Genomic DNA, 22692 nt, shown 5'->3' with positions numbered 1-22692 from the left:
TAGTTGAATGCCCTAAGCCGATTTTTGTATTTATTGCTTTTCAAGTGGTTATGACACGCTACTTACATTCGCCATGGTTAATCCATACGTCTGAGGGCTCGGAGAACTGTTCAGGATCGTTATTGCGAGTCCACCATTTGGCCTCATATTCGTAGCCGTTGTGACTGACTCGCTCGCCCCCTTGGTAGCTACGATAGCTTTGCCAAAGCGCAAGTCCATCACATTCATCATCGTCTTGGTCTCTGAGGGTGACTGTTTTAATCAGCTCAGAAGATAGTCCTTCTTGGTCTTGTACGCGCAGAGATACATTGTATTGACCAGCCTGTGCATAGGTATGTACGGGTTTGATTTGATCGCTAGATTGGCCATCGCCAAACTCCCAATGATAAGCGATGATCCCTTTATCGTCGGTTGAGGCGTTGCTGAAAATCACCGCTAATTTATCCACTGCAACGGAAAAGTCAGCGACGGGCGCTTGGTTGCCCATGTCTCCACCACAGACTTGTTTTTTACTCCAAACATGCGTGTATACATCTGGAGTTGCACCTCTAGAGTGGTATGTCGACACATACTTCGCATCTTTGTAACGCACAGCTTTGCCCGCGCCATAGGATGTATTGGCGTTCCAAGGCGCTAGCAAGGCACACTGATATTGATCATCTACCACGAGATTCCATACCGATTGTGCCTGATTCTCGTCACTGTCCACGACGGTGAGCATGACTTGGTAAATTCCATATCCACTATAGGTATGCTGTGGGCTTTCAAGCGTCGATTCAGAGCCGTCACCAAATTGCCAGTGAAAGCGTGTAATAGGCTTATTATCGGTCGACAAATTTGTAAATGAGACCTGTTTATCTGAAAGTGCAAAGCTAAAGTTAGCAACGGGTTTTTCAGGTATTGGTAACGTAGCACAGCCTTGTTCAAGTAAGTAGTCGTATGCAGATTTTGCTTGCACGATACCGAAACCATACTCAGGATCTCGCCCCGGTAGGCCTTTATCTTTTGCGGTGCTCGTCAATGCACTACGTATATGCTGATTGGTACATTCAGGAAAATAGCTCCAAAGCAGTGCGGCTACGCCCGTAACATGAGGCGTGGCCATTGAGGTGCCATTCCACTTTACATATTTTCCATCTTTAAAAGTGGATTCTATGTTTACACCGGGTGCAGCGAGTTCCACTTGTTCAGGATACTGGGAGAAAGATGCTTTTTTTTCGTTCTCGTCCACCGCACCAACTGAAACCACGGCATTATAAGAAGCTGGGAAGTGGTCCCTACTGGAACCATTATTGCCGGCCGCCGCAATACTTAAAATACCTCTTGCATAAGCATTTTCAAATGCCAGTTCTTCTACTTGCGATGGCGTTGAACCGCCAAGACTCAAGTTGACCACATTCGCGCCTGCGGTCGTGCAATCTTGCAACGCATTGATGATCTTAGAGCCATAAACCCAGTCACCCGACGCGTTAAACACTTTAACAATGTGAAGGTTCAATTTTGCTGAAGGGTTGACGCCCACCACACCCAAGTTATTTCCACCTACCGCGGCAATAGTACCCGCAACATGCGTACCATGACCGAACCCGTCTTCATACCAATTGCCACTATCATAGCCACCATATCCGTCTACACCCGTCACATTGCTTGTTGGCAAATCTGGATGTGAAAGCGTATAGCCGGTATCGATAATACACACAGTTCTATTGCCCGTTATTTGATCCGACAGTGCTGTGGCCTGCACCATTTCAATCCCATACGGCATAGATTCAGCGGAGAGGTAGCGCTTAGGATCGAGTTCCAGCATAGCAATGTTCGGGTGGGTTTCAAGACGTTGTTTTTGCGCTGCAGACAACTCAACACTCATGGCGTTGATACTGGGTAGGTAACTGTGCGCTTGGACACCCAAAGACGACGCGGTTTGCTTTATTATCTGATTAATTGTTGCCAGAGATGGCTGCGCTGAGCGCGTGAGTTTGCTCGCCTTGATAACGTTGTCATTTAGTTTCACAATATAGCGCTGTGTGGTTTTACTGGAAGCTTTGATGTCTTGCTCCGCTGTTAACGCATGAGCGTTTAAGGAAGCCGTAATAATCGATGCTAAAACTGCAATTTTTGTTCTCATTGTGTTCACTCTACGATTGTTTGCATTTGTGTTAGTGAACTGTACAACTTGATCAGCTCGGGATAATGGCAGCAATTACAACAGCCATATGCCGCTTATTTCACACCACTTATTAAAAGAAAATCAATGCGCGATGTTTTTATCTTGGGCGTATTAAGTAGGCTGTGATACTGTACCTGTGGATAATGTATAAAATATATTTTTGTGAGTAAAGAAAGGTTTTAACATATTTTTTACTTTAGCTATGAGGTCTTACTTATTGGGAAGGACAAACATTGAGTACATTGTCTTTTCTTATTTGTGACGGCGTTAAACCAAAAAAGCACTTGAATTGTTTCGCAAAATAACTTGGATCTACAAATCCAGTTTCAAAGCAGACAGACGAGATAGGCATGGATGTTTCAACAATGAGCTTGCGTGCTTGTTCAAGTCTTATTTCGTTTAAAAATTGCTTGGGTGTTTTGGCTAAATATTTTTTAAACCTGCGTTCCAGGGCACTCACAGATAAATGGGCAATTTCCGCTAGCTGTTCAATTGTGATGGGTTTTTGATAATGCTCACGGATGTATTCTACCGGCGCTTTGATTGCGTCGATGTTGGCAAGTGTTGAAGAGGTTTTTTGTAAGTGGCGTGTCATGCCATAGGTACCAATAACCTGATTGTGCGTGTCGATAACCGGACGCTTCGTTGTCGTAAACCAAGCGAACTCGCCCGTTTTGGTTTGATTTATTTCAAAGCGGTCGGTTACACAGGCACCGGTTAAAACGTTTTTATCATCTTGGATAAATTGTCGTGCGACGTGTGCAGGGGCAAAGTCGAAGTCATTTTTACCAATGATGTCGTCTAGCTTTTTGGCACCAACATGCTCCAAAAAAGCGTGATTTCCATAAATGAAGGAATGCTTAGAATCTTTTATCCAAAATAAAATATCGGGGAGCAGGTTGAACATGTCTATGATGCGCTTAATATCTAAATTTTCTAAGAATTTTAAATTGTCACTACTTTTTTTCATGGGGGTTTCTTCTTCTTTTTATTCGTGCTTTAAAACAGCTGAACGCCGAATTTATTGCATATTTGACTGAATTAATCTTAACAGTAGATAGGAGCAAAATCATAGACTGTTGGGTAATCAGTGTTCATATAGGTAACTATGGGTGAGAAAAATAAGAATGGGCATGGTCGGAGGTGGACCGAATGCGTTTATAGGTGCAGTTCATCGAATGGCTGCTGTATTGGACGGTGAAATAGAGCTGGTATGCGGTGCATTTAGCGCCGATGAGTCGACTTCTGTTGGTTTTGGTCAAACACTTGGGTTAGCGCCAAGTCGTTGCTATGCGTCTTACCAACAAATGTTTGCCCAAGAAAGTGAACTGCCAAGTGCGCAAAAAATGGACTTTGTTGCCATTGTAACGCCCAACCATTTGCATTTCCCCGTAGCCAAACTAGCACTGGAATCGGGCTTTCATGTGCTCAGTGATAAACCCGCGACATTGGACTTGTCTGAAACACTCGTGCTCGAATCGCTCTTAAATACCTCAGGCTTATTGTACGGGCTTACACATACCTACACCGGGTATCCACTCATTAAACAAGCGAAAGCGCTGGTTAACGCCCTCGAATTTGGTCAAGTGAAAAAAGTGGTGGTTGAATATAGCCAAGGCTGGCTGGCCAAAAACGAGCAAAATAAGCAGGCACAATGGCGATTAGATCCAGCAAAATCTGGCATGAGCTGTTGCATGGGCGATATTGGGGTTCATGCTGCACAGTTAGCCGAATATGTATCGGGATTGGACATTGAAGCTGTGTGCGCCGATCTCAATATTGTTCATCCAGAGCGCCACTTAGATGATGATGGATGTGTGTTGTTGAAATTTAACAACGGCGCGAAAGGGGTACTCCTAGCAAGCCAAGTCGCGGTGGGAGATGAGAACAATTTAACACTCAAAATTTACGGCGAACATCAGTCTATAGAGTGGTCGCAGCTTGAGCCAAATACACTATGGTTGAAATCAAATGATCAACCAACACAGATGTACAGAACTGGTACTGCTTATGTTAGTCGACATGCACAGTTTGCTACGCGTTTGCCCGCAGGTCACCCGGAAGGGTATATCGAGGCGTTTGCCAATCTTTATCGAGGTTTTGCCCAACAAATTCGCTGCTATGAACAAGGTGCACAACAGCATGAATGTGAGTTTGACGTGCCAAACATCCATGATGCGGTTCGTGGTATGGCTTTTATTCAAAGTGTGGTGGATGCCGCGCAATCTGATCTTAAATGGCATCCATTACAACTCTCTCCAAAGGGAGTGGAAGCATGACACAAATAAAAGGGCCGGGCATTTTTTTAGCGCAATTTTGCCAAGATGTTGCGCCATTTAACTCGCTTGAAAGCATCAGCCAATGGGCTGCATCGTTAGGCTACAAAGCGGTACAGATCCCCACTTGGGATAAACGGTTATTTGACTTAGAGCTGGCTTATGAGAGCGACACGTATTGCCAACAAGTACAAGGCACTTTGCGTGAAGCCGGGCTACAAATCAGTGAATTGTCGACACATTTGCAGGGGCAACTCGTCGCGGTACATCCTGCCTATGACAAACAATTTGATGGATTTGCACCATCGTCAGTGGCCGGTAACACCGAACTGCGTACACAATGGGCAGTACAACAATTAAAAATGGCGGCCAAAGTGAGTGCCAAGTTGGGCCTAAGTGCTCATGCTAGTTTTTCAGGCGGATTATTATGGCCGAGCGTTTATCCGTGGCCACAACGCCCAACTGGGCTTGTTGAAGAAGGGTTTCGGGAATTAGGCAGAAGATGGACACCTATTCTCGATGAGTTTGCAGATCATAATGTTGATTTGTGTTTTGAATTACACCCCAGTGAAGATTTGCATGATGGGGTAACCTTTGAGCGCTTTTTGGAAGTAACCAATCACCATAGTGCGGCAAACATTCTTTATGATCCCAGCCACTTTGTGCTGCAACAAATGGACTATCTCGCATTCATTGACCATTACCACGAGCGGATCAAAGCATTTCATGTGAAAGATGCCGAGTTTCGTATGAACGGTAAAAGCGGCGTCTATGGGGGTTATCAAGATTGGCGACAGCGAGCGGGTCGATTTCGCTCACTGGGTGATGGACAAATCGATTTCAAACAAATTTTTAGCAAACTCACTCAGTATGGGTTTGATGGTTGGGCCGTACTTGAATGGGAGTGCTGTATTAAATCTCCTGAAGATGGGGCCAAAGAAGGTGCGCCTTTTATTCAGCGGCACCTTATCAATCCCGCGCAACGTGCCTTTGATGACTTTGCGTCCAGCAAAGCGGACCACCAATTAAACCGTCAAATACTTGGTCTATAGGAGTCAATAATGAATAACCAAAGTTCGAATAGGCTATTTGTGGCATGCTGTTTGGCACTCACCGTCACAGCCATGACCTTCGCAATTAGGGCGGGAATATTAACCCAACTTAGCCAAACGCTTTTGCTAACAGATACACAACTTGGCTGGGTTAATGCGATGGCTTTTTTAGGCTTTCCGATAGCAACGATGTTTGGTGGGTTATTGTACAACTCGCTCGGTGCGAAAAAACTCATGGTGATAGCTTTTTGTGGCCATATCGTAGGCCTAATTCTGACCATCAGTGCAGATGGTTTTTGGTTGCTCATAATATCGAGCTTTTGTATTGGCTTTGCAAATGGGGCTGTAGAAGCAGGTTGTAACCCATTGGTTGCACAGTTATATCCAAGAGATAAAACAACCATGCTCAACCGTTTTCATGTGTGGTTTCCCGGTGGCATTGTGATTGGGGCGTTGATCTCTCTGGCAATGACTCAGTGGGCGTTACCATGGCAAAGTCAAATTGCAATTATGCTTTTGCCAACCATGATTTATGGCTACTTAATACTCAGTCAGCATTTTCCTAGCAATTCAGCTTTGCAGACTTCAACGCTCACTAATGCAAAGAATTTATTAAACCCTTTGTTTATATTTATGGCTTTTTGTATGTCATTGACCGCCGTTACTGAACTTGGAACACAGCAGTGGATTGAGCGCATCTTGGGCGCCTCAGGTGCCACTCCGATGGTTATTATGGCGATGATCACAGGGGTGATGGCGGTGGGTCGCTACTTCGCAGGACCACTTGTGCATACACTAAATGCCCCAGGAGTATTGCTTGTATCGTCAATTTTTGCGGCCTTGGGTATTTTTCTAATGAGTGCGGCTTCCGGCCCAGAGGTTTATTTTGCCGCGTTTTTATTTGCTATTGGAGTCACTTATTTTTGGCCAACAATGCTTGGATTTGTTGCAGAGAAAATGCCAAATACGGGGGCGCTTGGTTTATCAATGATGGGCGGCGTGGGTATGTTCGCTGTGAGTTTGTGGAGCCCAGTGATAGGCAAATGGATAGATCTTGCACGAACCGACGCGCTTAAACATAACTTAACGGCGGAGCAAGCTGAGCTGATCGCAGGACAATCGACATTAGGGTATTTGGTGTTGTTTCCAAGCATTTTGATCGTTGCATTCACGCTCTTGGTTTTACATCAAAGCATTTATAAAAAACTAAGCATACCTGCTGATATTGCCTAGGAGTGGTTATGACGCAAATAAAAAATATAGATAAAACAAAGCGCCAATTTTTACATCATTTCAGTGTGTTATTGGGGAGTGCGACTGCGGCCCAGTTACTTGATGGTTCTGCATTGTCGAGTGCATTTGCGTACACGATGCGTAAAAACAGTGAGGGTAGCGATGGTGTACTGTTTAAAAAAGAGGTGATGCAAATGCTCAAGTGTATTTGCGATCTCGTTATGCCTAAAACAGAAACGTTATCGGCAAGTGAATTGGATGTACATGGTTTTATTGACCACCAGTTGAACGCGGTTTACAGCAAGCACGACCAAATACGTGTGAGTCAGTTGCTCAAAAAAATAACGCATTACAGCCAAACCCATTTTAACGATGAATTTATACAAATAACCCACGAGCATCAGGTAGATATTTTAAGTCGTGTTGAGGCGCAAGCCAAAGGCTTTAATGAACATGATAGAAGCACATTTAAACTACTCAAAAACCTGATTGTATTTGGCTACTTTACCACTGAATACGGTGCTACCGAGGTATTAAAGTATCAGGCAATACCGGGTGGCTTCAAGGGTTCCATTGAGTATCAATTGGTAGGGCGTAGTTGGGGTTCTTTGGGGTTTTACTAGGTACATACAATGACAGACTTATACATAAAAAATAGCAAAGAAAAGTTTGACGTATTGGTGGTGGGCTCGGGCATTACAGGCGGGTGGGCCGCTAAAGAGTTTTGTGAGCGTGGCTTTAAAACGCTGATGGTTGAGCGCGGCCGCGTTGTGGAACACCAAAAAGACTACATTGGTGAGCATAAAGGGCCGTGGCAATTTGAAAATCGCATGAAGGTAGATAACTTGCTGGTGGAACAGCAGCATCAAGTGCAAAAGCTATGTTATGCCTTTAGTGATTCCACCAAGCACTTTTTTGGTAATGATAGAGATTTACCTTATACCACGGCAAAAGGCACTGGGTTTAGTTGGATCCGTGCCAACCAACTTGGTGGTAAATCATTACTTTGGCATCGCCAGTCCTACCGTTTTCACCAATGGGATTTTGAGGCAAACAAGGCCGATGGTTATGGTAATGATTGGCCAATACGCTACGACGATTTGGCACCTTGGTATGCACATGTGGAAACGCATGCGGGCATTGCCGCTAATTTGGATAACCTCGATACATTGCCAAACAGCGTGTCTTTACCTGCATTCGATTGGACCGCACCAGAAAAAATGCTGCGAGATAAATTGGCCAAACTCTATCCTGACAGGCCAATGGTGATGGGGCGAGCTGCACATTTAACCAAACCTACCGAACTACATTTGGCGCAAGGCAGAGTTCAATGTCAGGCACGAAACGAATGCCAAAAAGGCTGTTCGTTTGGCGCTTATTTCTCGACACAGAGTTCAACGTTGCCTGCTGCGGCGAAAACGGGGAACTTGCACATTGCGCCAAATAGCGTGGTTCATAGCTTAATTTACGATAAAGCCAAGAACCGCGTATTGGGTGTGCGAGTGGTGGATAATGACACTCTTGAAACCCGAGAGTATTACGCCAGTATCGTATTTTTGTGTGCATCAACACTTGGCTCTACGCAAATCATGCTCAATTCGAAGTCGAAGTTTTTCCCTAACGGCATTGCGAATAGCTCAGGTGTGTTAGGACACTATTTGATGGATCATAACTATAACGCTGGAGCGGCAGGCATAGTTGAAGGTTTTGAACAGGAATATTACTCAGGGCGTCGTCCAACAAGCCCTTATATTCCAAATTTTCAATATAAACCAAGTCGTTATGCTAAACACTATAAAAGAGGGTATGCGCTAGCTGCTTGGTCTAATCGAGAAGATTGGCGCACTAAATCACGTAATGATGGTTTTGGAGCAGAGTTTAAAAGAGGTCTAACGCAAGCCGGTCGTTGGCGTTTTGGCTTGTCGGCGCAAGGAGAAATGCTGCCAAGGTTTGAAAATCAAGTGTCTTTACATGCAACCAAAACGGACAAATGGGGTATTCCCCAACTGTTGATCAACTGCCAATGGTCCAACAATGAAAAGTTAATGATGGATGATGCCGCTGAGACGGCGAAAGACATGCTGCTGAAAGCGGGTGTAAAAGAGGTGTATAGCTACACACGTTATCACGAACGTCATCCTGGTTTGGCTATTCATGAAGTTGGTACGGCCAGAATGGGCGCAGATCCCAAAGAGTCTGTACTCAATGGGTATAACCAAAGTCATGATATTCCAAATTTATTTGTAACAGATGGAGCCAGTTTTTGCTCTACGGCAACGGTTAATCCATCCCTGACGTTTATGGCGATAACTGCCAGAGCAGTTGATTATGCTGCTAAAGAATTTAAGAACCGTCGTATTTAGGAGTGAAAAATGAAAAAGTGCACATTGGTTATGGCATTACTTAGCCTTGCCCTGTCGGGGTGTCAATTACAAGAAGGATATTCAAATAAATTAGCTAACAATGAACGTAAGGCAAAAGTGAGTGTACAACTTTGGTCTGTAAAAGATACCTTAAAGCAAGATTATGACGGCACATTGCGACAACTTGCGGCGATGGGTTTTGATGGTGTTGAATTTGCTGGTGAGTTTGGCCCATACAAAAATGATCCAAAGCGACTACGCGAGCTACTCGATACATTAGGATTAAAAGCAAGCGGTGCACATATCGATTTTAAACAGTTCTCGAATGAGAATTTTAAAGAATCGGTGACGTTCTACCAAACATTAGGTGTTAAATACCTTATCGACCCTTGGGAAAAACGCGCATGGAACCATGAACAAGTGGCGAGTGTGGTGCAAGACTTAAACGCACTAGCAGACAAGTTAGCGCCCTATAAAATGCAAATAGGTTATCACAACCACCAACACGAGTTTGCACCGCATGCCGATTCAACATTTTGGGACTATATAGCAACCAATACGAAGGAAAGTGTGGTGTTACAACAGGATGTTGGTTGGACATCGTTTGCGGGGCAAGATCCTGTCGCTTACGTGAAAAAGTATCCAAATCGGACAAAAACAACACATTATAAGGTAGTTATTCCAGATGAAAACCCAGAGAATCTTTCTCCGATCATCGGCTTAAATAATGGCATTGATTGGCACAATTTAACGCAATCCCTTTATTCACAAGGTGGCGTTGATTGGATAGTACTTGAGCAAGAACATTATCCTGAAGGGTTAAGTCCGTTGCAATCTGTTGCGCTGTCTAAGCAAAATCTAGATAAGATTTTGCAATGAATGAGTGATGTAAAAAGTTGCTTGCAGCAATAAAAGGATTTGTATTGCTGCAAGCAATGTTAGCTACGGATAGCAAATCTATGCAAAAAATCGCCTTTTCGATGAAATAAATCGCTTTACGGTTAGGTCTTATTTTTGGAACACAAAAATAACGGATAAGGACAGTGAATATGAAAAATATCTATCTTGTAGCGGCGATAGTGGGTGCAATTGTGCCTTATATATTCTTTTTCGATTTTATAAATACCAATGGCGTTAATCTAAGCTTTTTTGTTTCATCTTTGTTTGCCAATGGCGCTGCGGGTGGTTTTAGCGCAGATTTACTTATTACATCATTGGTTTTTTGGATATTTATGTATCGCCAACACAAGACAGAGCAAGCACCTTCTCCTTGGCTCTTTATAATTTTAAACTTAACGATTGGTTTAAGTTGTGCGTTACCAGCGTATTTATACGCAATAGAAAAAGAAAAGTACCTAAAGTAAGGCACTTGTTTAGAAATTTCAGAACAGAATGTATGCCTAGAAGCGGCAATCGAAATACGGCTGAGGTATCGGGAGCAATCTCACAATACATCGTGCGCGACTACAATCGTTACCAAACTCACAAACACAATGATGGTTGCTTGCCAATTATGAAAGAAAGGCAGTACAGGGAAACTTATAGCGAGGTGGCCAAAAAGTATTGACCACTACCTACATAGATTTTTTATCGCGCCAAATATAATGTGGTAATGTGATGTAAAAATATAAGTAAAAAACATAACTAAATATGACATTGAAAACTAAAGATCTGACCCAAACTAAATATTGGCTGTCTGAGTCTCAAAGAAGTGCAATTAGTGGCATTATTGAAACGAGCTTTGCAAATGTTGAACCACGTGCATATTTAGCAAAATACTTTGATTGCCCAGAGCCTTTTGAGCGAAAGCTACGATTGTATTATCAAGCGGAACAATTAGTTGGTTACTGCTTGCTGACGTTTACTGATGATAAAAACTTGACTGTGATCCGCGCATCCGCTGCATTTTTGCCACAGCATCGTCAAGGTGGAAATACATTTTCATTTTCGATCAAAGAGAGTGTTAAATCTTGGCTAAAAAGGCCGTGGCGTCAGTACTACTATGCCGATACTATGTTGAGCCCCGCTATGTACCGTGCGATTGCAAAAAAAACGGGTATTATTTGGCCGCATTTTGCTCGGCGAGCGCCTGCAAAACTTTTTGATTATTTTAACCAAGGTGGAGCAATAAGTGAGGCAAACTCGGTGCGTTGTTTGGTATCTGTGGATAGAAAAACGAATTATACGGAACAAGAGCTTGTCGCATTAAACACCAGCGACAAGCCGGAAATAAAGTATTATTGCAAGGTTAACCCTAAATTCAATCATGGTGTTGCTTTATTTGTGATCATACCTATCAATTTATTTCAGCTATTAAAAACCTTATTAAAAAAATAAAATGTTCTGAAGATTATTGTTTCAGCTCTTTATGGGTTTATTCTGCATTGCTCTGAAACTTCGTCATAATAGTAGCCGTCACTGATAGAGAAAGTTTTACCATTCGTTATGACACTTACTACATTGTCGTTGTTGTCTCCACTTAAAACGAAGTGTAGATAGTTTTTAATTTGCGAGCTGATGTTTGATGGCTCTATGATATTGCTAACTTCATGTTTTGTATATTCGATAACAATAGTTACTTCTTTGAAGTAATTTGCATATGCCGGCGTAACAGTAAATTTAAAACTGTCTTTCGATATACCATAGCGGATCTGACTGGAGTTAGTACTAAAATGACTAAATTGCTGATGAACTCCGTTTAATCTAACATTTGCGTCAACTAGTTCAAGGATGTCAGGCGTGTTGAGTGTTATTTCGTGCCATGAGTTTTTTGTATTTGCATATGAAGAGAGGTCTCCTAGTTCAATCACTTTTCTATATACTGAATCGCCTTTCCAAGTTTTGAATGTTCTTACTTCCTCAGTAGAATATACATCATTTATTAACTGGTTTAGCGTATTTTCTTTTATTAAGCTCTCTAGATTATTTGAGTAGCTATATGAAGAGGCACAGTAGTTTGTAGTTTCAAATTCATCATATATCACTATTGAGTAATCAGCACTTGCGCTAAAGCTCAATAATAATAAAGTTCCATATCCAAGATTTTTAAATTTTGATGTAGGCATTGTCCTTTCCTTCCTTTGTTTTATTTGGATTTTATTGTAATGAGTTTTAAGCCGCGAATTCAACTGGTTTGTAGTGTGTAATGTTAATTACCTATGTAGTTTTGTCCACTTCCCTGTTAGTGCAGGGTGAGAGCATACTTCGTTAACAACCATTAACCGAAGATAAGCTCTGCCCTAAATTCATCGTCAAAACTAGCCCGAACGCATTTACCACGTATCGAATCTTTACGGCCCGTGTGCTGTTTTACCAGATTGCGAACAACCCGTCTGAATAGCGCCATATTTTCCGCAGAAATCGGCTCACCTATCTGGCAAGCATCTTCTTTAAACACCACGTCCAACACCCAGTGCTGTTGGTTCTCAATGTGCCAATGATGGCGGATGGCTTTTTGCAACATCTGCGCATCTGGCTCGACAGAAGTAACATAAAAGTGCGTATCTATTTTTGTTGTTGAGCCGGACTTGTTGTGTCTTTCAACCGCAACCAGTGAAGTGAGTCCAGGCCATTTTGCTTTTATCTCTTCAGGCAGTTTATCTGCTTTCAGTGCATAAGTGATGCGCGTTTCCTGACGCCCATGACCACTGCTGACTTGTACATCTTCTGGTAAATTCTCCTCTTGGGCAAAGGCAGTTTCAAAACACGAAGTGACTGCTTTATAGAGTGTTTTCTGGTTTGCTTTAACCTGAACCAGATAATCAGACCCTCGTGAGGTAAGTTTTGATAGCGTCGCTTTTTGACAATGCAACGCATCCAATGTGACGATTGAATCTGAAATATCTAGTACATCCAATAGTGCTCTGACTGCGGGAATTTCATTGGATTTATTCTCAACCGTGCGCTGGTATAAGGTTAGGCCGGACTCACAATCAAAGGCGGACACCAAGTGTAAGTTATCCTCACGTTTTTTACTGGCACCGCGCAAGGTTTTACCATCAAACGCAATGATTGGCTTATCAGATTGAGACCGTTGCTCGTTGACCCAACTGAACAAGGCCAAAACCAATGAATCAGTCTCCACTGTTTTAAGAATTCGTGCAATGCTATGTCGCGTTGGAATACCGTGTTTAAAGGCTCTGAACTGTCTGAGCCAAGGGAGTTTACTGTGCCCGAACACTTCAATATCTTTCCAGCCCTCACAACCGGATAAAACCGCCGAGATGATAAGAAACAAAACATCAGTAAGATCATGATGTTGATTGATAGAGGAACGCTTATCTTCAACAAGTTCAAGGTGGCTAAATAACGACATAATTAACATGTAGATAGTGGCAATGTGGGCGTTATTAGATCAGAAAAGAGGCGGGTGTTAAAGCCTTTTTACAAAATGCGATCCCGCCGTGCTGTTTGGTATCTGTGGATAGAAAAACCAATTATACCGCGCAGGAACTTGCGGCCTTAAAAACCAGCGATAAACTTGAAATACAGTACTATTGTAAAATCAATCCTGATTTTGACAATGGTACAGCTCTATTTGTAATTATTCCTATTAATATTGTTCAGTTATTTAAAACGTTTATAAAGCATAAGTTTGAAGGGTTTTAATCTTCTTGATTTTTTGTTGACTCGATGCGTTATTTGCGGTAGCTTTTTCTTGCTTATATAAATAAGTGAAATAATTGATTATAAAAGGAATTCGAAGTGAAATTACAACTAAACAAGAAAAAAGTAAAAAACCTATCACTTGATAATACACAGATCCCAGTGAATATGACGCCAAAAGTGGCGGGTGGAACAGCAACAACTTCATGGACTTGCCCTGGCTCTAGCCCATGTAAAGATTTCTTTGGTTAAAATATAACTATATGAGCTGTGGCTTTTGCCTCGCATTGTAAATGCGAGGCTGTCTGTTTTTTATATCCCATTATTTATTCAAATATATCAATATTAACTTGCCTTCATTAATATTTTTGCTTTTTTCTATCACTAGAAAGCTCGTATTTCGTCTCTTTCACAATCAATTATCTTAAAGAAACTATTGAGTTTATTCAATTGTTTGCGCTATAGCCTTTATGCTACAAAAAGCTGCTGTAAAGGCCTATATCAGTCTGTAGAAGTTCTGATGTTTGGATTGATAAGGAAATATTATTTTCCATAAAACAAGGATATAACATGAAAATTGTACATGGTTTTTGTGGGGTTTTATGCGTAGCAACATGGGCAACAACTGCACACGCAACTAAAAACGATGTGGAAACGGCCGTTAACCTTCATCCCAGTGCCATCAACATTAATTGCGATCACAACCCACGTATTTTAAAAACTATTACTGAACGCACAACAATACTGATAACGCCGACTGAATACATTGTGAGTGGTCGTTGTATAGGCCCATTGGCGCTTTCGCGGGGTGATATTGTTATTCGAGGTCGAGATGGGCAAACAACTAAAGTCGTCGTCGAGCAAGGCGATACCGCGAGTGCAGGCATTTCTATTGACCATGCAAATGTACAGTTGCATAACTTGGCGCTTGAGCTGCCAGTTAATATGCCCGCAGTTATTGCGAACAAAAATAGCGTTGTCACTATTGGCGCATTGACAAGCAATGCAACGAGTGATGACTCAGAGGCATTTTTTCCTTTCCAAGTACAAGACAATAGCACGGTGACGTTTCATCAGCAGACAAACAGTGCAGTATCTGTGTCAGGTAGTTCTGTGGCAGAGTTTGCGCAAGGTAATACGCAGACTACGCTAAATGTACTTGATACTTCTTACGCGCGTTCAAATCAGGCCAACCACTTTTCTTCAGTACAAACGTCGGGCAATGCCTACTTTTTAGCTGACAACCAAACGCAAGTTGATTTATTGATGATCTGGAGCAAATCCGCGGTAGATATCAATAATGAGTCGTCAGTAGGTCAACTTATGATGGGAGGACAAACACTTTTTGCTGCATATCGCAATTCTCATGTGAGAGGGCCTTACGGTATTTATGGCAACGTTGTGTTTGAACTAGAGCATTCAAGTGCTGAGAACTGGCAAATGGTGGATAAACCTCACGCTATTTTTACGGGTAACAATGCCACAGTGAACGGGGTGTTTTATCCGGGGTGGAGTTGGTTTGGCCAAGACTCTACACCTGAATAAGCGCGCCAACTAGCGTCAGTGCAGTAAGGCCTCGCAACTGAGTGCCTTACCGCTTATTTAAGTATTATAGCGTTTCATGTGGGCCAAATACTTCGTATAAAATACGCCCCTCATCTACACCCATTTCAAGTAGTTGTTGTTTAATATTTGCCATAAATGGCGTTGGGCCACACAGATAAAATTCGCCACCCTGCAATGGTAACGGTATATGACTTTGGGTTAACAGAATTCGCCCAGTTTGGTCGCCAGACTCGCTTTGTTCATACCAAATTTCAGTGCTTAACTGTTCATATTGCTGCGCTTTGAGTTGAATCGGCTGTTTAAAGCTGTGTTCGGCTTCACTAACACACGCATGGATAAAACTGACCTGTCCAGTATACTCATTTTCAAGTGCTTGTTCTAACATAGCCATCATGGGGGTGATACCCACACCGGCACTAATGAATACTTTATCAACGTGTGTGTCTTTGAGAACAAAATCCCCCGCTGGCGGATAGAGCATTAGAACGTCACCTTGAGATAGTTGATGTAAATGCTCAGAGACTAATCCATCTAGTTTTACGCTGATACGATAATGATCGTCTTTACTCACTTGAGAAAGAGAATATTGACGAATTTGAATGTGCTCGCTTTTAGCGGGTTTTACGCTTAATGCGATGAATTGACCGGCTTGGTAGCGAGCAACAGGGCCACCATCGCTGGGCTTTAAATAAAAGCTCTTCACATTTGCTGACTCTTGAACGATGTTAGCGATAGTAAACGCTTTGGTTCCTCGCCATCCACCAAGCTGGTCTTCACTTTGTTGATATAGCCCTTCTTCTTGGGTAATGAACAAGTCAGCTAAGAAACCGTATGCTTCGCGCCATGCTTGCTCAATGTCTGGTGTGAATTGCTCAGGCACTAGTTCTCTTAAGGTTTCAATCAAGTGGTGGCCAACTATGCCATAGTGTGCGGCTTGAATGTTTAAGCTGACGTGTTTGTGATTAATACGCGTAATTGCTTCACTTAACACTGCCGGATTATCAATATAAGTGGCGTATGCGGCCAGTGCGTTGAATAATGCAAATTGCTGTTTGCCACTGTGTTGATTACTCAAGTTGAAAACATCTTTCAGCTCTGGGTTATGAGTGAACATGCGTTGATAAAAATGCTCAGTAACGGCTGTACCCGCGTTACTTAACAGGGGAACCGTGCTTTTGACTAAACTGATTGTGCGTTGAGATAACATATATACTCCAAAATTAACCACGACGACCGTCGACGCGTCGTTGCGTCAGTACGGTAAAATAGTGATAAACAAAAAAACTAAATCCAAAACACCAAAGTGCTGCGCTCAATAGCCAAGCCAAATGCGAACTGATAAAGCTGGGTAATAGTGCTCTGCATAACGCGCCAAGTGCGACGACAACAAATGCGATAGACATTGACGGATGCACTTGCAGAGAGCGGCCTGTGTGCCCGAGCGATACGCGCGATATCATAGAGATAATGACCAGTCCCATACCGCCGAGTGTGATCAAATGAAGCGCATCTGAGAGCCTCACTAAGGTTGAAAAGAAGCTGCATGCGACTAGCAATAAACCTATTGCACTGAGTGTGTAGCCCAATTGCAGTGACCAAAGTAGCGCTACCTTTACAATGCGACGCTCAAACCAAAGCACTGCGCGGATCAGGTGTAACAATGCGGCACACGCGATGAGGTACCCTGGGTTGAGTGGCAGCGAGAAGGCTTGGCTAAGTACAAAGCCAAACATGCCAAGTAGGCTTACCCAGAGTAATAATTTATCGATGGTTGGTGTGCGTACTTGCGTTGTAAGGCCAAGGCCTCTGGCTGTGAAAAATGGGATCACCCGCCCGCCGACAACCCCAATCAAGAGCATAAACATCAATACTGCAACATGGCTAAACACTCGAGCGATAGTAAAGTCTTGCTGCATCATCAGCGCAATGAACAGCATGTTAAAAGTGCATAAAGCGGCGAGTATGAAGATAAAAATATAGTTATTTTTAGAATGGGCTTTGAGCAGCATATGGCTTAAATACACAATAGCACCGAGCCAAAAAGTGCATTGGCCAATCAGCAAAGCCCATAAGAGATCCGTATGTGTAAAAAATAAATAACGCGTTGCAGCCCAAACCATAGTGAGCACGGCAAGCCGGGTGCCACTGACGCTAGGCACATTTGTCCAGGTTTGCGCGGCAGTAAGCAAAAAGCCGACCGCGACTGCGCCAGCAAAACCAAAGATCATTTCATGGGCGTGCCAAAGCGTTGCGGGGATCTCCGTGCTCCATGCAATTTTACCCATCAAGATACCGGACCATAATGCAACGCTAATCACGGCCCAAATCGCAGCGCCTAAAAAGAGAGGCCTAAACGCAAGCATGAAAATGGGCCATTCATTAATTTGATACCATGGCGCTTTGGTCGCAATGGGCTCGTCAAGATTGATAGGGCGCATTATTTTACCTCCATACCAAGTTGGTATTGGCAAACGCAGCGCACCACGTAGCTGATTTTAAACAAGGCAGCGATCACGATGCTTGAAATGTGCAGTGCGACTTGAGCCGATAAACTAAAGTGATCGGCTAAGGGGTAGCTTGCCCCTATGCTGGCGCTGAAAATGAGGGTGAGCATCACCAAAGCGGTGTTTGCTGCGGTCAAAATGAAGCGGGTATCTGGCATGTTCAAAAGCTACTTATCGATGAATGATAATTTGTAATAGCAGCCTTTGTGCCAAAATTAAAAGTTCTAAAAATCAATGCTTTATTATTTTATGATTTGCATTGTGAGTCATATTGACTTATTTTGTGTTTATTCAAAAATAATCATATGAGTCATTTTGACTTGAATTCGCAAGACTTATCTCAACTCTTAACCTTGAGTGTAACGCTGACACAGGCGCAGCCTTCGCAATTAAACCAATCTGTAAACGGGTTTTACAGTGCGGTAGTACGGGCTGTGAAGGCGTGTATTAATTCAGATGCAGTTGCTTTATTACTGAATCAAAATAGCACACTCATTCCTGTGGCATTAGAGGGATTGACGCGAGATACATTTGGCCGGCGCTTTGAATTAAATGCGCACCCGCGTTTGGAATTAATCAGCCAAGCAAATGGCCCACTTTGTTTTGATGAGCATTGCGCGCTACCAGATCCCTATGATGGCTTGTTACTTGCGACCGAAGGAGATATGCCAGTGCATGCCTGTATGGGCATGGCGTTGCATGATCAACAAACTTTATTGGGGCTACTCACTTTCGACAGTTTAACGCCTGCGAGTTTTAGCAAATATAGCCAATCGTTTTTGCAACATGTCAGTGATATTGTTGCGACGCAGCTAAAATGCGCTTTGTACAATGAGCAACTACTTCGTCAAGCGCAGCATGGCAACGCGCTGGTATCTGCGCTCAATCAGGCGCCTCTTGATATGGTTGGTGAAAGCGCTCAGATGCAATCGTTAAAAAGTGATATTGAGCTAGTGGCCAGCTCTGATTTTAGTGTTTTGGTGCATGGTGAGACGGGGACGGGTAAAGAGCTTGTGGCACGTAATATCCACAAATACTCTGCGCGTGCAGAACAAGCCTTTGTACAGGTAAACTGTGCATCTTTACCGGAAAACTTAGCGGAGAGTGAGTTTTTTGGTCATCAAAAAGGCGCATTCACGGGTGCAGATAAGCGTCGAGAAGGTAAATTTATGTTGGCGGATGGTGGCACTATCTTTTTAGATGAAATAGGTGAATTGCCACTCAGTATCCAAAGTAAGCTACTACGTGTACTACAAAGCGGCGAAATTCAACCCGTCGGTGCGGATAAAACCGAGCAAGTTGATGTTCGCGTGATTGCTGCTACAAACCGTGATTTGGAACACGAAGTTGCGCAAGGGCGCTTTCGTGCAGACTTGTACCATCGTTTAAGTGTATATCCTATCAACGTACCACCATTGCGTGCGCGTCGAGATGACATTTCCCTGCTTGCTGGATTTTTTATCGAGCAAGCGCGCAAAAAATTAGGTATTAAACAACTCACATTGAATTCTATACTTGAGCAAACTTTGAAAACCTATGATTGGCCAGGCAACATTCGAGAACTCGAACATGTGATCAGCCGAAGTGCACTCAGGGCGAAACAAGCCCAGTGGCCCGCAGATATCATTAGGATTGAACCTCGCAATTGTGAGTTACAAGCACCAACTTCAGTTGCGCTTTCGCAACCAAGCACAGTAAATAATCAACATACATCTATGCCACTTAAACAGGCGGTTGATGAGTTTCAACGCACAAGAATTATACAAGCTCTTGAAGCAAATAATCTAAATTGGTCAGCTGCTGCGCGCTCATTAGAACTCGATAGGGCAAATTTAGTACGTTTGGCTAAGCGGCTAAACATTGAAATTAAAAAGCATTTATAGACTCATTCCTGCTGAACCTAAGTGACGTTGAGCACTGAATTTAGAGTGTTCAACGGGCCTTAAAGAACTACGAAAAAAGCATTGTAATTACAACTGCGATTAGCAATGTGAATCACTCTCAATTATGTTCTAAGTTATTTATTTTAAAAGAATATATTAAATTACTTCTTAGTGCAGAACGGTCTTGCGTTGTAGTTATTTTGAACTAGGTTTATTGGGCGTGTGTTTGTTTTGAAAGGGGGCCCTATGCAGGGTAATAAGCAAGTACTGAGTGTATTAAATCGCATTTTGACGTTAGAACTAACGTCCATTAACCAATATTTTCTCCATGCTCGAATGTACAAAAATTGGGGCTTGGAAGAGTTAAACGAAAAGGCCTATAAAAAATCAATCAAAGACATGAAACAGGCCGATGATTTAATCGAACGAATTTTGTTTTTAGAGGGGTTACCAAACTTACAGCACCTCGAGAAACTGCGTATCGGGGAGCACACGGCAGAAATGCTGGATTGTGACTTAGCCTTTGAAATGGAGCAAATTCCTGAGCTTAAATCTGCCATTGCCTTGTGCGAGCAAGAACAAGACTTTGTGAGTCGCGAAATTTTGGAAGACATTCTCGAATACGAAGAAGAGTATGTCGACTGGATAGAAGCGCAGCAATTCTTGATTAAGCACACAGGTATTGAAAATTATCTGCAATCGCAGATTGAGGAGTAACTCATGCAAGGCAGTCAAAAAATCATTGATCTGTTGAATAAGCAACTCACTTTGGAGCTGACTTCAATGGACCAGTATCTGGCACATTCAAAAATGTATGAAGATTGGGGGATCGGTAAGTTGGGTCATAAGCTGGCGCATGAATACGATGAAGAACTCGATCATGCAAAGAACATCATTGAGCGTATTTTGTTCTTAGAAGGGAAACCAGATACGGCGTCAAGGGCACCTATCCATGTTGGTGACAATGTTCAGCAGATGCTTGAAAACGACCTCGCTGCGGAAGTGACGGTGGCGGCAAGCCTGCGTAGCATTATTGCTGAGTGTGAAAAAGAGAAAGATTATGTCACTCGAGAAATGCTCGAAAAGCTTTTAGATGATACCGAAATGGATCATATTTATTGGCTCGAGCAACACTTGGGTTTAATCAAGCTGATTGGTTTACCAAACTATATTCAAAGCCAAATGGGTAGCGATCCAACTTAGTTGTGAAATGTGTGTTGTGTATCCTCAACGTCAAGCAGCGCCAAGAGCGCTGCTTTTTTGTGGCTTACTTGCGTAAGTGGCCAGCTTCGTAACCGTTTTTTAGCGGTTATCCTTTTCGTTTGACTGGCAGCTGGCATATAGAAAGCACAAACAGTCAACATACACGGTAACCAAGTTAGGTTTAAGCTTTGAGAGCCAATTGAGTGTACGGCCCACCAAAAATCAGTTCAAAACACATCTCTTTGTCAAATAAAGTTCAATAAAATCAGTGTTTTGATGCAGCCATTGACAATTTTCTGCGATCCACATTGTAAAATTTTACTTGCTAAGTGATATAAAAACACATATAAAACGAACGTTCGTTCTATTTTGGTGGTTTATGAGCAAAGGTAAACAAACTAAGCAGCAAGTTTTAGCAACGGCGTTAAACATTGCCACTGCAACAAGTTTGAATGATTTAACGATTGGTGGGTTGGCTGCTGCGACAGGCATGTCAAAATCAGGGCTTTTTGCTCACTTTAATTCAAAAGAAAACTTGCAGTTATCGGTACTAAAGCACGCCGAGCAGATTTTTAAAGACACGGTTATTGTGCCTGTAAAAGCACAAGAACTGTCACCTTTACAAGCCTTATTAGCAACATGCGACCGTTGGCAAAGCTGGTATCAAGAGCAAGCGTGTACTTGTATTTTTATTTCTGCGGCAGTTGAGTTCGACGACCAGCCAGGTGCTCTTAGAGAGGAAGTAAAAACCCAACTACAAAATTGGTTAGGCTATTTAAATAACTTGGTAAGCAAGGCGATTGAGACGGGCGAGCTTTGTGCTCACACAGATGCAAAACAGTTTACCTTTGAGCTGTATTCGCTTTATTTGGGTTCTCAACACATGACTTGGGTTGGCTTCGAAGATGATTCGCACACTCGGTTTAAAAATGCATTAACCAGCTTAGTTACTCGCCATCAAGGAGTTATCAATGAGCAGTAAAATATATTTTTCGGATAAAAACCAACGTAAAAATGCCGGATATTATGGGGTGAAATTCCTGTCAGGCACTATTGCACGAGTTGCTCCACGGGTTGGTAACAAATTTGCTCGACGTTTGTTGCTTACGCCCGTTCGTCATAACTCTAAAGTTGCGAAGCCGTCCAGCAGTCAAGAATATAAATTGTCCACAATCGAGGGCGATCTTCACATTACTGAGCTTGGGAACGGGCCAGTTGTGTTATTTACCCATGGTTGGAGTGGCAGCACCGGTCAGTTTTACCCATTGATGGAAAAGGTGGCGAGCCTTGGGTTCAAGGCTGTTGGTTTTGATCACTTTGCCCACGGGCAAAGCGCTGGACGCGAAGCCAATTTACCGTTATTTGTGAAAGCGCTTGAAGCGGTTATTAGGCATATTGATGCGCCAGTTGTATGTACGATCAGTCATTCGATGGGGTGTATTGCAGCAGTTAACAAAATAACAGGACCTTCACACGTTTTAATCGCACCGCCGTTTGATTTTTATACTGGTTTTGAGCAAAGAATACTATCGACTGGTTTATCAAAACGTTTATTTGAGCAAGTTTTAAAAGGGGTTGAAAAGCAACATGATATGGCTTTCAGTGCTTTGCTACCTGAACAACACTTAGCTAAACATAACGACATTTTAATTGTGCATGATGAAGAAGACCGATTCGCGCATTATGCATTGTCGAAACAGCAAGCAAGTATTCATGACCACATAGAACTTTATACCACGCAAGGCTTGGGGCATGGTCGTGTTATCAATCACGAGTTAACGTGGCAGAAAATTGCGACAAAACTTGATGCAATCAAAACCAGTTTTTAGCATATTTGACG

Annotated in this window: 22 protein-coding genes; 15 read left to right on the top strand and 7 right to left on the bottom strand. The window is 42.8% G+C overall.

Translation table 11 applies throughout. The features are described 5' to 3' along the window. Window positions 1–58: 58 nt before the first annotated feature. Window positions 59–2125, bottom strand: coding sequence for a S8 family serine peptidase (locus AC5FX4_RS20230; RefSeq protein WP_493608221.1), 2067 nt, complete (start codon window positions 2123–2125; stop codon window positions 59–61). A gap of 256 nt (window positions 2126–2381) precedes the next feature. Continuing rightward, a complete protein-coding gene (locus AC5FX4_RS20225; RefSeq protein ID WP_493608220.1) occupies window positions 2382–3137 on the bottom strand; it encodes a helix-turn-helix domain-containing protein in 756 nt (251 codons plus the stop codon). 157 nt (window positions 3138–3294) lie between these two features. On the opposite strand from AC5FX4_RS20225, the gene AC5FX4_RS20220 reads away from it, so the two are divergent. The 8 genes from AC5FX4_RS20220 to AC5FX4_RS20185 all read left to right on the top strand — a co-directional run bounded on the left by AC5FX4_RS20220 (window position 3295) and on the right by AC5FX4_RS20185 (window position 11428). Then, the gene (locus AC5FX4_RS20220) at window positions 3295–4446 is read left to right on the top strand and encodes a Gfo/Idh/MocA family protein (RefSeq protein ID WP_493608765.1); all 1152 of its coding nucleotides are present in this window, start codon (window positions 3295–3297) and stop codon (window positions 4444–4446) included. Beyond that, window positions 4443–5495: a sugar phosphate isomerase/epimerase family protein gene (locus AC5FX4_RS20215; RefSeq protein ID WP_493608219.1), complete on the top strand. Its 1053-nt coding sequence runs from the start codon at window positions 4443–4445 to the stop codon at window positions 5493–5495. The genes AC5FX4_RS20220 and AC5FX4_RS20215 overlap by 4 nt, the downstream gene beginning before the upstream one ends. A gap of 9 nt (window positions 5496–5504) precedes the next feature. Further along, on the top strand, window positions 5505–6728 hold the full coding sequence (locus AC5FX4_RS20210; protein WP_493608218.1) for an MFS transporter: 1224 nt from the start codon (window positions 5505–5507) through the stop codon (window positions 6726–6728). 8 nt (window positions 6729–6736) lie between these two features. After that, complete coding sequence (locus AC5FX4_RS20205) at window positions 6737–7351, top strand: gluconate 2-dehydrogenase subunit 3 family protein (protein WP_493608217.1); 615 nt, start codon at window positions 6737–6739, stop codon at window positions 7349–7351. Between the two features lie 9 nt (window positions 7352–7360). Beyond that, complete coding sequence (locus tag AC5FX4_RS20200) at window positions 7361–9091, top strand: GMC oxidoreductase (protein ID WP_493608216.1); 1731 nt, start codon at window positions 7361–7363, stop codon at window positions 9089–9091. A gap of 9 nt (window positions 9092–9100) precedes the next feature. Beyond that, window positions 9101–9970: a sugar phosphate isomerase/epimerase family protein gene (locus AC5FX4_RS20195; protein WP_493608215.1), complete on the top strand. Its 870-nt coding sequence runs from the start codon at window positions 9101–9103 to the stop codon at window positions 9968–9970. A 170-nt stretch (window positions 9971–10140) separates the two neighbouring features. Then, a complete protein-coding gene (locus AC5FX4_RS20190; RefSeq protein ID WP_493608214.1) occupies window positions 10141–10455 on the top strand; it encodes a DUF2834 domain-containing protein in 315 nt (104 codons plus the stop codon). A 286-nt stretch (window positions 10456–10741) separates the two neighbouring features. Then, complete coding sequence (locus AC5FX4_RS20185; protein WP_493608213.1) at window positions 10742–11428, top strand: hypothetical protein; 687 nt, start codon at window positions 10742–10744, stop codon at window positions 11426–11428. A gap of 29 nt (window positions 11429–11457) precedes the next feature. Here the strand turns inward: AC5FX4_RS20185 and AC5FX4_RS20180 are convergent, their stop codons facing one another. Both AC5FX4_RS20180 and AC5FX4_RS20175 read right to left on the bottom strand, forming a co-directional pair. After that, a complete protein-coding gene (locus tag AC5FX4_RS20180) occupies window positions 11458–12156 on the bottom strand; it encodes a hypothetical protein (protein ID WP_493608212.1) in 699 nt (232 codons plus the stop codon). Window positions 12157–12308: 152 nt separating this feature from the next. Beyond that, window positions 12309–13406: an ISAs1 family transposase gene (locus AC5FX4_RS20175; RefSeq protein ID WP_493608211.1), complete on the bottom strand. Its 1098-nt coding sequence runs from the start codon at window positions 13404–13406 to the stop codon at window positions 12309–12311. 389 nt (window positions 13407–13795) lie between these two features. On the opposite strand from AC5FX4_RS20175, the gene AC5FX4_RS20170 reads away from it, so the two are divergent. Continuing rightward, window positions 13796–13948, top strand: a complete 153-nt coding sequence (locus tag AC5FX4_RS20170; protein WP_493608210.1) for a hypothetical protein — start codon at window positions 13796–13798, stop codon at window positions 13946–13948. A gap of 318 nt (window positions 13949–14266) precedes the next feature. Beyond that, window positions 14267–15241 (top strand): hypothetical protein, encoded by a 975-nt coding sequence (locus AC5FX4_RS20165; RefSeq protein ID WP_493608209.1) that lies wholly within the window; start codon window positions 14267–14269, stop codon window positions 15239–15241. 64 nt (window positions 15242–15305) lie between these two features. Here AC5FX4_RS20165 and hmpA read toward each other — a convergent pair whose 3' ends face one another. From hmpA to AC5FX4_RS20150, 3 genes are read right to left on the bottom strand one after another with little or no spacing between them, the layout of a single operon-like run. Beyond that, window positions 15306–16469 carry an NO-inducible flavohemoprotein gene (hmpA, locus tag AC5FX4_RS20160; RefSeq protein ID WP_493608208.1) on the bottom strand — a complete coding sequence of 388 codons (1164 nt, stop codon included), beginning with the start codon at window positions 16467–16469 and terminating at the stop codon, window positions 15306–15308. Window positions 16470–16482: 13 nt separating this feature from the next. After that, window positions 16483–17700, bottom strand: a complete 1218-nt coding sequence (locus AC5FX4_RS20155) for an NnrS family protein (protein ID WP_493608207.1) — start codon at window positions 17698–17700, stop codon at window positions 16483–16485. Beyond that, window positions 17700–17924, bottom strand: a complete 225-nt coding sequence (locus AC5FX4_RS20150; protein WP_493608206.1) for a hypothetical protein — start codon at window positions 17922–17924, stop codon at window positions 17700–17702. Before AC5FX4_RS20150 ends, AC5FX4_RS20155 begins: the two co-directional genes overlap by 1 nt. A 147-nt stretch (window positions 17925–18071) precedes the next feature. Between AC5FX4_RS20150 and norR the strand changes: the two genes are divergently transcribed. From norR to AC5FX4_RS20125, 5 genes are all read left to right on the top strand, one after another. Beyond that, entirely contained in the window at window positions 18072–19649 is a 1578-nt protein-coding gene (gene norR / locus AC5FX4_RS20145) for a nitric oxide reductase transcriptional regulator NorR (protein WP_493608205.1), read from the top strand. A 246-nt stretch (window positions 19650–19895) separates the two neighbouring features. Beyond that, on the top strand, window positions 19896–20366 hold the full coding sequence (bfr, locus tag AC5FX4_RS20140; RefSeq protein ID WP_493608204.1) for a bacterioferritin: 471 nt from the start codon (window positions 19896–19898) through the stop codon (window positions 20364–20366). A 3-nt stretch (window positions 20367–20369) separates the two neighbouring features. Beyond that, window positions 20370–20852, top strand: a complete 483-nt coding sequence (bfr, locus tag AC5FX4_RS20135) for a bacterioferritin (RefSeq protein ID WP_493608203.1) — start codon at window positions 20370–20372, stop codon at window positions 20850–20852. A gap of 379 nt (window positions 20853–21231) precedes the next feature. Continuing rightward, a complete protein-coding gene (locus AC5FX4_RS20130; protein ID WP_493608202.1) occupies window positions 21232–21834 on the top strand; it encodes a TetR/AcrR family transcriptional regulator in 603 nt (200 codons plus the stop codon). Next, window positions 21824–22681 carry an alpha/beta hydrolase gene (locus AC5FX4_RS20125; RefSeq protein WP_493608201.1) on the top strand — a complete coding sequence of 286 codons (858 nt, stop codon included), beginning with the start codon at window positions 21824–21826 and terminating at the stop codon, window positions 22679–22681. Before AC5FX4_RS20130 ends, AC5FX4_RS20125 begins: the two co-directional genes overlap by 11 nt. The last annotated feature ends 11 nt before the right edge of the window (window positions 22682–22692 follow it).

The sequence above is a fragment of the Pseudoalteromonas sp. ATL1 genome (genome assembly GCF_058933015.1).
The sequence above is the reverse complement of the archived record's forward strand: the minus strand, read 5'-3'. Positions and strand labels throughout refer to the sequence as shown.